The sequence below is a fragment of the Pseudomonas sp. K8 genome, assembly GCF_014889455.1.
Lineage (GTDB): Bacteria > Pseudomonadota > Gammaproteobacteria > Pseudomonadales > Pseudomonadaceae > Aquipseudomonas > Aquipseudomonas veronii.
This window is the reverse complement of sequence record NZ_VJWO01000016.1, coordinates 11,737-24,462: the sequence shown is the minus strand read 5'-3', so window position 1 is coordinate 24,462 and position 12,726 is coordinate 11,737. Positions and strand designations below refer to the sequence as shown.

General features: G+C 51.0%; 11 protein-coding genes. 10 read left to right on the top strand and 1 reads right to left on the bottom strand.

Annotated features, from left to right (window positions below; translation table 11 throughout):
• Positions 1-17 precede the first annotated feature (17 nt).
• Entirely contained in the window at positions 18-1,334 is a 1,317-nt protein-coding gene (gene flgE, locus INT12_RS13820) for a flagellar hook protein FlgE (protein ID WP_017846227.1), read from the bottom strand.
• Positions 1,335-1,647: 313 nt separating this feature from the next.
• Between flgE and INT12_RS13815 the strand changes: the two genes are divergently transcribed.
• The 10 genes from INT12_RS13815 to INT12_RS13770 all read left to right on the top strand — a co-directional run bounded on the left by INT12_RS13815 (position 1,648) and on the right by INT12_RS13770 (position 12,701).
• Positions 1,648-2,154, top strand: a complete 507-nt coding sequence (locus INT12_RS13815) for an AAA family ATPase (protein WP_104904551.1) — start codon at positions 1,648-1,650, stop codon at positions 2,152-2,154.
• 205 nt (positions 2,155-2,359) lie between these two features.
• A complete protein-coding gene (locus INT12_RS13810; RefSeq protein ID WP_017846225.1) occupies positions 2,360-3,091 on the top strand; it encodes a GntR family transcriptional regulator in 732 nt (243 codons plus the stop codon).
• A gap of 135 nt (positions 3,092-3,226) precedes the next feature.
• Complete coding sequence (locus tag INT12_RS13805) at positions 3,227-4,516, top strand: MFS transporter (RefSeq protein ID WP_046489496.1); 1,290 nt, start codon at positions 3,227-3,229, stop codon at positions 4,514-4,516.
• A gap of 28 nt (positions 4,517-4,544) precedes the next feature.
• Complete coding sequence (locus INT12_RS13800) at positions 4,545-5,390, top strand: amidohydrolase family protein (RefSeq protein WP_193041154.1); 846 nt, start codon at positions 4,545-4,547, stop codon at positions 5,388-5,390.
• A 328-nt stretch (positions 5,391-5,718) separates the two neighbouring features.
• A complete protein-coding gene (locus INT12_RS13795) occupies positions 5,719-6,282 on the top strand; it encodes a hypothetical protein (protein ID WP_226926189.1) in 564 nt (187 codons plus the stop codon).
• Between the two features lie 1,161 nt (positions 6,283-7,443).
• Positions 7,444-8,127: a hypothetical protein gene (locus INT12_RS13790; RefSeq protein WP_193041108.1), complete on the top strand. Its 684-nt coding sequence runs from the start codon at positions 7,444-7,446 to the stop codon at positions 8,125-8,127.
• Positions 8,124-9,908 (top strand): hypothetical protein, encoded by a 1,785-nt coding sequence (locus tag INT12_RS13785; protein ID WP_193058880.1) that lies wholly within the window; start codon positions 8,124-8,126, stop codon positions 9,906-9,908. The genes INT12_RS13790 and INT12_RS13785 overlap by 4 nt, the downstream gene beginning before the upstream one ends.
• A 23-nt stretch (positions 9,909-9,931) precedes the next feature.
• The gene (locus INT12_RS13780; protein WP_193058879.1) at positions 9,932-10,198 is read left to right on the top strand and encodes a hypothetical protein; all 267 of its coding nucleotides are present in this window, start codon (positions 9,932-9,934) and stop codon (positions 10,196-10,198) included.
• A 15-nt stretch (positions 10,199-10,213) separates the two neighbouring features.
• On the top strand, positions 10,214-11,200 hold the full coding sequence (locus INT12_RS13775; protein ID WP_193041106.1) for a hypothetical protein: 987 nt from the start codon (positions 10,214-10,216) through the stop codon (positions 11,198-11,200).
• Positions 11,193-12,701 (top strand): hypothetical protein, encoded by a 1,509-nt coding sequence (locus INT12_RS13770; RefSeq protein ID WP_193058878.1) that lies wholly within the window; start codon positions 11,193-11,195, stop codon positions 12,699-12,701. The genes INT12_RS13775 and INT12_RS13770 overlap by 8 nt, the downstream gene beginning before the upstream one ends.
• Positions 12,702-12,726: the final 25 nt, after the last annotated feature.

Sequence of the window (12,726 nt, the reverse complement as noted above, 5' to 3'; positions counted from 1 at the left end):
TGACTTCCGAACGAGCCTCACGTCATCTGGAGTAACGTCTTGTTGATGGTGCTTTCGGTCGAAATCGTCTTGGCGTTTGCCTGGTAGTTGCTCTGGGCCTTGATCAGGTTCACCAACTCGGTGGTCAGGTTAACGTTGGAGTTCTCCAGAGCATTGGCGACGATCGATCCGAGTGTTCCGGCCTGAGGGACGTCATAACCCGGCTGGCCGGAAGCGAAGGTTTCCTTCCAGGCAGTGCCACCTGCCGGCTGCAGGCCTTGCTCGTTGTTGAAACTCGCCAGCGACAGCTGGCCGATCGCTTTACTTTGCTGGTTGCTGAACGTGGCGAACATCACACCGCTACCGTCGATTTTCAGGCCGGTGATTTGCCCCGTCGCGTAACCATCGGTGATCGGTGGGTTGCGATAGCTGGCTGAGTTGTACTGTGTAATGTTGGCCATGTTGATGGCAACGCCGGCCGGGTTGGCGGCAGCGCCGTTATATTTCCATGCTCCGTTTTCCAGTGCGCCCGGCTTCCAGTCGGTAATCGTCAGGGTGGTATTGGACGTTGCGGAGGGGGGGATCGTGATAGTCGAAAGAGTGCCCGACGTATCAAATGTCAAAAGGGAACCCCTCGGCGCGACACCGGCAATGCCACTGATTGCCGTACCGTCTGGGTTTCGCCCATCGATCAGGGTGTAAGACATCCATTTATTGGCGTCCGTCTTCACCATGTACTGCACCATAGCGTGCGAGTTGCCTTGGGTGTCGTACAAGGTGGTGCTGTATTGGGTCGTGAAGCTGCTGGTGTCGGTTGGGTCGAACGGCTTGGTGGCTTGGTTGATCGCCGGCGCAGACGCGTTCAGGTTGCTGGTGGAGTCCACCTTGCTGGAAGCCTTTGGCGGCAAGTTCGACAGGTTCAGCCGCAGGTCGGTCAACCCGCCCTTGATGATCTTGCCGTCGGCGTCTGCGGCGTAGCCTTGCAGGCGTGAGGTGCCCGTATTGTTGGTGATGTAGCCATCTTTGTCTGCGCTGAAGGCACCGTTACGGGTGTACTGCAGAGAGCCGTCGCTGCCTTTCTGCACAAAAAAACCACCGCCTTGGATCGCCATATCCAGTGTGCCGCCACTGCCGTTGACATCGCCTTGAGTGAACTGCTGGGACACAGCGGACAGGTTCACACCATTACCGATAGCATTGTGCCCAGTACCCAGCTTGGCAGCCGCATAGATATCAGCAAATTCTGCACGGGATGATTTGAAACCGGTGGTGGCGACGTTGGCGATGTTATTGCCAGTGACATCCAACTGTTTGTTGGCCGCATACAGCCCGCTGAGCCCAATATTAAAAGACATAGCCACTCCTTATTTTGCCATTCAGTTTGAATTTGAAGCAGGGGGCTGATCTGGCCGGGATTGAAGCATGGGGTTGCTGAGGCACCCTTGGAGCATCTTTTTCAGGCCGTCAGTTAGTCATCCAAGCGCCCACCGCTTAATCGGCGATGACTTTAGAGATGCTGATTGTGCGCAAAGAATGTTGGGTTTTATGGGAGGAACCATGGAGGAATGATGGAGGCGTCAGATTTCTTGTGGGAGGCATAACTTAAACGGTGATCTGATGACCGACGTGACAAGGTGCATTGTGTTCGCACTCTTCCAAGGACAGACAATGCTTATCGTATTCAGCGGCCTTCCGGGCACTGGAAAAACCACTATCGCCAAGGCCCTCGTCGCTACGACAGGCGCCCTCTACCTGCGGATCGATACGATCGAACAAGCGATTCGAAACTCCGGTGCTCTTGCGCAAGACGTGGGGCGCAGTGGCTACATGGTCGCGAATGAACTCGCCCTGAGTAATCTTCGTCTAGGCCGTATGGTCATCGTTGATTGCGTAAATCCAGTCATCGAAAGCCGAATGGCGTGGAACGAAACCGCCTCAAAAACGGGTGTTCGGTTGGTAAATATTGAAGTGATTTGCTCGGATAAAAACGAACATCGGCGCCGCATAGAAACGAGGCTGGGTGATATTCCCGGGTTGATTCCAGCAACCTGGCAATCTGTGTTGGATCACGAATATGAAGCGTGGGCCGAAGCTCCGTTTTGCATAGACACCGCGCTGACTTCGCCGGAGCAAGCAGTATCGATGCTCACCGAAGGCTTATTGTCCAGTGAGTAGTGGCGGCTAATGGGTGCTTAGTCTGCGGTGAGGGCAGGGGAGACAACGGTGAGGATTTCCGAGTCGAACTGACGCAGATTGGCTACGGCTTGGCCCCGCCATTCGTCAGCAAAGTGCCTTGACCCTTATTGACAGCGAAGCTGTATGGGGAAATACTCGCCTCCATATTCATATATATGACTAGATAACAAGGTGAACAAAGTCGATGAGTTCTCTTTCCAGTGATGTTCGCTTGCCGCTTTACCAACGCCTGCGTGACCATTTGGCTGAACAGATCGCCAACAATCGCTGGCGTCCGGGGGAAGCGATTCCCACCGAAGCTGCGCTTTCAGCGGAATACCAACTGTCTACCGGCACCGTGCGCAAAGCGGTCGATGCATTGGTCAGTGAAGGTATCCTGGAACGTCAGCAAGGTCGAGGCACTTTCATTCGCCGGCCTCAGTTCCAATCTTCGCTGTTCCGATTCTTCCGTTTTCAAACCGCTGCCGGCGAGCGTCGGGTGCCAGAGAGTCGCATCCTGTCGATCGAACCGGTGGCCGCGCCCTCGGCGGTGGCCCAGGCGTTGGGGCTGCCACTCGACGCGCCGGTGATCCGCATTGTTCGTGTGCGTCTGCTTGATGTTCAGCCGGTGCTCGCCGAAGAAATCTGGTTACCCCGCAATCGATTTCAGCCGCTGCTGGAGATCGACCTGAGTAGCAAAGGGCCGTTGTTGTATCCGATCTATGAAGAGGTCTGCGGTCAGGTCGTCGCCTCGGCCGAAGAAACGCTGACCGCTGAGTCGGTGAATGACGTGTACGCGCGATTGCTGCAAGTCCCGGTCAACAGCCCGGTGGTGGTGATCGAGAGGCTGGCGCGTGATTACGCCGGTACACCGCTGGAGTGGCGTCGTTCTCGCGGGCATGCCGAGCACTTCCGTTACCGCGTGGATATTCGCTGACCCGTGCCTGGGTAGCGTTTCGTTCAGCGGCGAGTCGGTCGCCGCTGGTTTGATCGTTTTGTCTGTTCTGACTGGCCTCGTAGCGGCGCGGTTCGCTCTCGGCTGCCTCACGTTCCACCTATAAGGATAAGAATCATGTTTAGCTGGTATCGCCAAGTCACTCCTCGGGAGCGCAAGACGTTCTGGGCCTGCTTCGGCGGATGGTCGCTCGATGCGCTGGAAGTACAAATGTTCGGCCTGGCGATTCCGGCGTTGATCGCCGCGTTCGCCCTGACCAAGGGCGACGCCGGGCTGATCAGTGGTGTCACCCTGGTCACTTCAGCCATTGGTGGCTGGGTAGGGGGGACGTTGTCCGACCGCTACGGCCGGGTACGCACACTTCAGTGGATGATTTTGTGGTTCTCGGTCTTCACCTTTCTGTCCGCGTTCGTGACGGGATTCAATCAGCTCTTGATCGTCAAAGCGCTCCAGGGTTTTGGCATCGGTGGCGAATGGGCTGCCGGCGCAGTGCTGATGGCTGAGACAATCAACCCTCAATATCGCGGCAAGGTCATGGGAACGGTGCAAAGCGCCTGGGCCGTGGGTTGGGGCCTGGCGGTCGGGGTGTTTACGCTGATTTACTCCTTTGTACCCCAGGACATGGCCTGGCGTGTGATGTTCCTGGTCGGATTGCTGCCGTCGTTCCTGATCATCTGGGTACGTCGCAACGTTGAGGAGCCCGACAGCTTCCAGCGCCTGCAAAAAGAAAACGCCATCCCGCAAAGCTTCTTCAAATCCCTGGCCGGCATTTTCCGCCCTGAACTCATCCGCGTGACGCTGTTCGGCGGCCTGTTGGGCCTCGGCGCGCACGGCGGCTACCACGCAGTGATGACCTGGCTGCCGACGTTCCTCAAGACAGAGCGCAACCTGTCGGTGCTGAACTCTGGCGGCTACCTGGCGGTGATTATCTTCGCCTTCTGGTGTGGCTGTGTGGTCAGCGGATTTTTGATCGACCGTATTGGCCGTCGCAAAAACATCGTGTTGTTTGCGTTGTGCTGTGTCGTCACCGTGCAGTGCTATGTGTTCCTGCCGCTGACCAATACCCAGATGCTGTTCCTGGGGTTTCCGCTCGGCTTCTTCGCGGCTGGCATTCCGGCGAGTCTTGGTGCGCTGTTCAACGAGTTGTATCCAGCGGACGTGCGCGGCGCCGGTGTCGGTTTCTGCTACAACTTTGGCCGAGTGCTTTCCGCGGTGTTCCCGTTCCTGGTCGGCCACATGAGCGACTCCATGTCCTTGGGGTCTGCAATTGGCATCGACGCAGGGGTCGCCTACGGTGTGGCGGTGATCGCGGCACTTTGCCTGCCGGAAACCCGTGGGCGCAGTCTCGTGGCCTCGACTGCGCCGGTGCAAACCACGGTTGACGGCAACGAGACCGCCCGGGCCTGATGACCATTACCTTCGATAGATGAAATCCATGCCTGATACCTGTCCTGCGCCGATCACCGGCATCGACTCCCACGCTCATGTGTTCAGCCGCGAGCTGAACCTGGCCGCTGCACGACGCTATACCCCTGGCTACGACGCCACACTTGCGCAGTATCTGAAGCACTTGCAAGCCCATGGCCTGAGTCATGGTGTATTGGTGCAGCCGAGTTTTCTCGGCACCGACAATAACTACCTGCTGGCGGCGCTGAGGCAGGTGCCGGAGCGATTGCGAGGGGTAGTGGTGCTGGAGCGAGGTGTCAGCCGCGTCATGTTGAACGACATGGCTCGGCTGGGCGTGGTCGGCATTCGCTTGAACCTCATGGGCAAAGCCTTGCCTGACTTTCACGACGCTGCCTGGAAGGACTTCTTCGGCCACATCGCTGAACTGGACTGGCACGTGGAGTTGCACCGCCAGGTGGAGGATTTACCGAAACTGATTCGTCAGCTGATGCCGTTTGGGATCAAACTCGTCATCGATCACTTGGGGCGTCCGGACGCGCGTTTTGGCCTTGATCAGCCAGGTTTTTCCGAGGTGCTGGAACTGGGGCTGAGCGGGCAAGTGTGGATGAAGGTGTCCGGTATCTATCGACTGGAAGGTACGCCACAACAGAACCTCGAGTTTGCCCGGATGGCGTTACCGCTGCTGGAGCAGAGCTTCGGCCGTCGCCGTTTGGTGTGGGGCAGCGACTGGCCGCATACGCAACATGAAGAAGGCGTCGGTTTCGATACGGTGATCGATCAACTTCAAGCACTGGAGTGCTCGACGGAGCTTATGCGTGCGCTGCTAGTGGACTCGCCACGGATGTTATTCGGGTTTGCAAAAGGCGAAAGCTGAAACTTACGCGTAAGTTTCTGGCTACTTCAGACCTTCCTTAGTTGTAGAGTAGGTAGGAAGGGATGAAGGAGCATATTAATAGCTCAACTAAATGACTATTTAGTTTAGTTATAATCATCAGCTATTAATGGAGGAGGGTAGCGCATTAAATGAACTAGGGGTCGTTCATCCTTGGTCGCTATCTTCCAAGCATGTGCGTTATCTTGCAAAGCTGCAGCAGACACGTGTAATCGGTAACAAGCCACGTAAATCAAGGGCTCCAGCGTTGCGAAGCTCCTGGCTTTGGTATCTAAGAACTGAACGAAAACGAGCGAAAAGGACTGTTGTAATGACAAATTTGTCGCCCTGGATGGTTGAAAGCGCATATCGCTATTTGAAGGCAGCGAAGCACCTTAGACGTGGCCATGACATGCTGGACATTGCGCAGATCAATGCTGCAATTGGCATGGAAATCCTGCTCAAAAGCTTCGTGTCAAAGCCCAATGGCAACCTTGGCCAAGTCAATGAAACTTACGAACTGGATCAGGGAGCAATAAAAACTGCGCATGAGCATTTGAAAGCGACAGACAGAATTCCGGCTTATCGGAAAGACAAAGGGCCTAATAAGCATGATCTGCTTACGTTGTTTCACGCGATACCTGAACCGATCAGGCAACGTATTCGGCTTGATCGTCACGAGCATTGGATCGAGAAGGATCGTGAAGTTTTCACCAATGCGCGTTATCGATATGAAGCCGGTGCTCCTGGAGGTTACGACGATATTTTGATCGGTGTCTTGGGCGAACTGATTGAGGACGTTGTGCGCTGGTATCGCGAGCTTGGCTGCCAAGACATATTCATCGTGTGTTATGGAATGCCGCCGCTGGAGCTGCTGCCTGATCCCGATCAGTAGCCGGAGAAGTACTCGGAACTAAAGCTTTATAAATCTCTACTAAAAGTAAAAGTCTATAGAATCAATAAGATATGAAGATGCTCTGCATTGCACTCGAGATTTTTTCGCATGGTTGCTGACCATTTTTTTGCCAATAAAGAATAGAAATGGAGCACAAATGCTGCAAAGAATAGAAATGGAGAAGGTTGTCTAGTAAAGATTAGAAATGGAGAAAGAGTCAGCATGGCCCCTAGAGCATGAAGCACCTCGCACCTTCGTCGGCCTTCGCTTTGCCTGCCCCCGCTGACAAACGCTTCGAACCATTAACATCCGGCGTGCGTCGTTTGCGGCAGTGTTCGTAATAGCAAGGTCTTATGACTCTAAAATATGAGCAAAACAGATCAACCGCCACTTCTGAGCGGAGCTGATCGACTAACGCGAGCGCTTGTGCTCCTCGACTACCAAGATCGCGGTAGCCTTTCCCATTCCAAGCGATTGATGCGAGCTTTTAGTTCCAGGATTTTTTTCTCCTAAGGCATCAGTACTTTGCTGGTCGGCGGTGACACCGCCACTTTCTTGCTGCAGTTGGCTCACACAGCGGCAAGGGGATGAATCAACCGGCCGACGTGCGTCATAACTATACACTGGCCTTCCAGCAAGCTGGCGTCTACTCACTTGAGCCCAGGGGTATGGGTACGGCGTTGTTTTGTCATCAGACACCTCTCTATCGCAGCATTCTCGCGCGAATGGGTGGCCAGCTTCGTTAGGTCACTACAACATAAAGCCCGGGCTAGGGCAGTCCAATACCAACGGGTTTGCAGGCACTAGCAGGAAGGGTGCCAGCCTTTTACTGGCTTGATGAGCCACCAAAGAGACCACCGCTCCCTGACTGATATCTCAATGATTTAAAATAGGTTTCAAAGGGGGTAGTGCGGATGTATTGCGCTCAATATATGTCTAAGACAATTTCAAACTCTAGCTAAACACTGGGTATTATAAATATTGATCAGAGATTTTGCCGTCCTTCAATATAATGCTTAATGGTGCCAGCTATATCCGGTAAGAGATCTGATGTTTTTTATTAGATGAAAAAGTTATTTGGCACATTCAGCCAAGCCAGTCTAAGGTCGCCAATGGGCATGAGCGGAGTTCCTGGGATTATCATGGCAGATAGAGGTGGTGATGGCGACACTCAAGTCGAAGCTTCGAGGGAAGTTGATGTCCTCCCATGGAGCCCGAAAAAATACCAGAAATGCTCTTTGGGTCGTGTATAGCCCGAAATCCCAGAAAGACCTTGCTCTAGCCAGCAATAATGAGTGCGTTTACTGGGTGACGCACTTGGAAACCGATCCAACAATCCGTAGCTTTCAGTTTGGCTATGAGGCGGAGTTGAAGCTAGAGGGCGAGGGTAAGTTTCGTAATAGTGAGGTCATTCGAGTAGAGAGAATGAATGGTGACGTGCAAATTCATACTTTGTCCGCAGGTGATGGCGGGGTCAAAGAAAGCACTATTGCGCTGCGCGAACGTTTTGCTGGCAGGGCGGTAGTAGAGGAACGCCAAGTAACTTTTGTTAGGGTGTATTATGACCATCTCAGGCAACAGGCAAAAAAGGCTACTAGAACATTAACGCTGATCGGTTACGCGTCTCAAATCAGAGGGCGGAAACATAACGCGACCAAAGGCTCCGTAGAACTGGCACTTCTAGCTTTGAAGGCAGGGAAAGTTGAGCAAATCCTATTAGCGACATCCCGACATGATCCGATGGTGGTGTTGGGGATATTCGCAGAAAAAGTCTTAGCGGGAGGAGTGGGCATTGACCTGATGGAGCTCCCATTTGGTAACCACAGTTACTGGAAGCTTACATGAGCGCCAAAAGGAGTCGCTACGAGATTGTATCGGCAATTAGGTCAACGCGCCCTTGGCCACCTGTCGTGACTGATGGCATGGATCCGGATACTGAAGAACTATTCATAAATCGCGTGAAGGCTGTTGACCTATATGCTGAAGGAGACAGCCTTTACGCAATCGAAGATGCAACAAAAATAAAAGCTCCTGAGCTGCACAGACTGATCAAAAGATGTCTGTCAATAGCGAGTAACGGTCTGGTTCGAGGGTATCAGGCCTTAATACCTAACGTTAGGGTGGAAGTGTATACGCGTACTAGTCCTATAAAGCCAAAATTCCCAGAGGGCAAAGGCGGATATGCCGGCGCGTTTGCTAACTTGCTGACTAAATACCCTGACCTAAAACTGGTGCTGGTCAGAAAAGTGCTCAAGCTTAAGCATGAAAGAACCGTATATGAGTTTCGCATCAAGCCCAAAAATGTACATAAGGAGATGATGGATTACCTTAAAGGGAAGAATCATCCTAAGGACGAGTGGCCCTATGGCACAAAGCTCTTGGGTTCAAGAAGCATAGGGAAGTTTGTCCAGCAAGTACTTGATCAAGATTTTGATCGCAATGTGACGGTGAACGGTGAAGTGGCTGCCAAGGCTCATCTTATGGTAGGCAGCGGTAATAACGCTTTGCTTACATTTGAATACATGATGGAGGCGGCGGAAATTGATAGCTACCATGTTGATGCGCATTTCTCCATTGGGTTCGATAATGGAGACGGTCTAATAAGCTATGTTCCGATACAACGGATCAATATCATGGCTTTGGTAGATCGGGCTTCAACGGCTGTTTGGTGGTTTATCGTCATCTTCAGTAGTGAGGTGAGTGCGGTCGACGTTGTCAGATTGCTGACCGAGAGTCTGAGGGTAAATCTTCCTAGACCTAGAAAAGAAGTTCTTGGAATGAATTTGAGTGGAGATGTAGGTTTTCCGGGAGAAATATTCCCTGAGCTTGCTCATACAATTCCAACAGTGCTGATGCCCGATAATGCGCTAGCAAACCTCTCTAGTGCGGTATCTGATGTCCTCCGCAAAAAGTTAGGATATTCACTATGCTACGGGCCCCCTGGTCATTTCGAGATGCGTCCAAATGTGGAGAGGTCTTTTAAAGAGCTGGCTAGTCAAATATTCCAGCGCCTACCAAGCACAACAGGTTCCAGCCCTGGGTCAGGGCGAGCCGAAGGCAGTTCTGAGGTATCAGCTCACCTCAAGATCGATGCTAGCTTGATTGAGGAACTCGCCTTTTACCATTTTGCTTTGAGCAATGCCACGCCCTCAGAGGGTATAGGTTTCCTCTCGCCGAATGAGTACATTCGACAAAAGTTGAATAAGGACAGCAGGCACTACATTCCTAGAACTGTGCTCCAAGAGAATGTTTCGAAAATGACTAATTATTCTGTTACCGAATCGGTCATTGTGAGGTGTTATCCAAAGCGAGGAGTCAGGCCTCATATTCAACTTGATCGTGTGCATTATTCGTCAGGCGTGCTGAGAGAGTCAGCATGGCTTGCGGATAAGAAAATCATTGTGGAGGTCGATGAGGATGATATGAGAATCCTCAAGGCATATTGGCCTGATGGTTCATTTATGGAGAATCTTACAGCCTGTGGGAAATGGTCGCTGACAAGACATAGCCGAAAAACTCGAAAGTCCATTAATAGTCTTCTGGCCCAGAAGCTGTTAATTGCCTCTGAATTTGATGATCCAATTATCTTGTATATGAAATACTTGTCAAACGTCGCCCAGGCATAAAAGATGGCGCAGCAGATGTTGCCATGAGTGTCGCCAAGGCAGCCACAGAGCATAAGAGGGTCGAGATGGAAGTCTTAGCGGGCATGGACTTAGGAGGTGAAGAGCTTAACTCGTACAAGCCAGGGAACGACTCAAATGACGAAGTTACAAGCCCCCTAACAAGGAACGTCGAAGTATCTGAGTCGTCACCGAGCCCGGATAAAAATAATGATGAACCCAAGCCGCAAAAAACTGCGACCATTATTCCATATCCAATGCCAGACTTGAATAAAATGATCAAGGATTTTTGACTGGAGGAGTTAGGGATGCGTGGTTTTGATCCGTTAGACAGTGTTCGAAGGGATGAACTGCAGTCGCAACACCCACTTATGCTGAAAAACTACTTCACTCTTACTCCTACTATCGTCGAGATTTATCAGAAAGTTAGGGAGCTAATATTTCTTAGCGAACCCAGTGTCTATTTTTGGTCAACACCTCGAATGGGTAAGACTGAATGTGCCAAAGCTGTGCGGTATCTGATTTGCAAGGAGTTTCCGGACAAAATGGTAATTATGGCGTCTTGCGATCCCTCCAAAGAGATAGGCATCATTCCGACGATATTTAAAAGTATGGGCTTGGAAAAAGACACTTATCGTCTGTCAAAGTCAGAGGCGCGGGATCGCGTGGTTGATCACATAATTTGTGAGTTGTCGGGAAAAAGTGGAAAGCATTGTTTGCTAATGATTGACGAAATGCAAGCTATGGTAACCAAAGATTATCAAGCCCTTCAGGCTATTCAAAATGAGCTGAAACTCAATAATATCTCCCTCACCACCATCGGGTTTGCACAGCATGAGATTAACAGCGTAAGAACCACACTGAGTCGGGGAGGGCAGATCGCGCTGGTCGCCAGATTTCTAAGCCGGAGGGAGAGATTCAAAGGTTGTGCGGAGGTTGGCTGGTTGGCTGCGACCCTTGAAAAATTTGATGAAGAGTTAATGTTTCCGGAGTTAAGCGCCTGCACTTTTACTAATTTTTTTGTGCCCAATGCTTTTGGTGCTGGCTTCAGGCTCGCGAACTCCGCTGAATTGATCTTCAAAGAGGCAAAAAAAGCAGTTTCTTCCTCGAAAGCAAAAATCATCCCTACTGCTCATCTGTTTACCGCCATTGGCTATATACTTGCTACCGCGAGGCCCGGAGATAAACCTGAATTTATTCTCACACAATCCATGGTGGTCAGTGCTATCCGAGTTTCGGGGATGGGTGAGTTCGCACAGCTCATAGATGTCACGGAAGAGGTCTCTAATGGATAAGGTCTTGTCTTACCCGAAGATTGAAACTCCATATCAATCTTGCTGGTTAATCATTGCAAAAACCTTGATTATTAATCGCATTAGCCTGAGTGCGGTATTGAAAGGTATTGATGTTAATGGCGGCAGTGCAATTGCATCAAGCTTAGGACGGCATCACGAAAAACTTTTGTTGGATCTGAATAAGCGCTTACAGCTTTCAGCGCTTACCTTGAAGCAAAGCTGCATAAGCTCAAATTTTCACTCGCCAAGCCAAGCCCGCGCCCAAACCATTCGGCATTGCCAGGATTGCATCACTCAAAATTTTCATTCATCGCTTTTTCAAAATCCATTGCTAGAGAAATGCCCAGTGCATCATAAGGTATTGACGTACTGCAGGGGCTGCACAGTCGCCTTGATAAAGGGCGGAAGCCTTTATACTAAGCCGCTTAACAAAAGCAACTCTTGCGAGCACTTGAGGTCTCTGGCCCTTGAGCGTATACCGATCGTCAAATTGCCACTAGACGAAATCAGAGCATTTAAAATAATCGGCGATGTATATCAGGCTTGGTTAGAAGATATTGAACGCTTGGATTTGGGTGACGTTTGTAAAGTGATTTCGAAGATTTCCGGTTTGCGAGACCTTGAGATTAGTGAGTTTTATTTTGAATATGTAAGGGGGCGCGTAGGCCTTCCATTTGATCTATATTGGCAAGATAATAATTTTTCTCACGACGTTTGCGTTGTCAACTACGCCCCTGCGGCAATTGGCATCGATAATTTAAATGCTCAAGGTGCTAGTACTTGCAAATTCAGCATAGGTAAATTGCCTAGTAATCAGCGACCTAGCTTCAATGTAAGGGACGTTGTAAGCTGTCTGAAGTGCATGCGGCGTCATTTCTTTAAAGAGTACATAAGGCAGCACCGAAAATGCTTCAATACTATGAAGTCACTAAGCCACAGTCAGCTTAATGTTCTCAGCCTTTCGGCTAGCTGCACCTGCGTGTCCGCTTACTGCTCATGGCTGGTGTCATCAGGGGGAGTTTCAACTTTTCCTGAGTACCAGGCGCTTAGATCTAGCTTACCTATGATTGAGGCTTTTAGCGATCTTCTTTCCCAAGACGCTGCTAGCCTGAGAGAAGCCCTAGTAACTCAGTTGGTTTCTTTTTTTGATATTTGGGGGGCATTGGAAAGGGCGAGTGCAAAACAGAACAAATGTTCTGGTCTAATCGTGAAGAGGGCTACAATTCCGACCCAATTCTTTGTGTGCATGAACGCTTCGTACACGCTGACCCATCGTGACGAGGCAAGTGGTCATACACAGAAAGAGAAGAGTTATATTATATCGCCGCTACAACTTAAAGCCCAATCGCAAGCGCGATGCTCAAGTAATAAGATGAATGCATATTCAAGGCTTTTTCAATTGCCTGCTCACAATGTATTTGTTCGAAATGCACATGGTGTCATGAGGTTCGTTGACGGCCAATGTAACTTGCACAACACGGCTGTCATCAGCATCTGGTGACACATTCGGGAGTGAGGTCACTTGA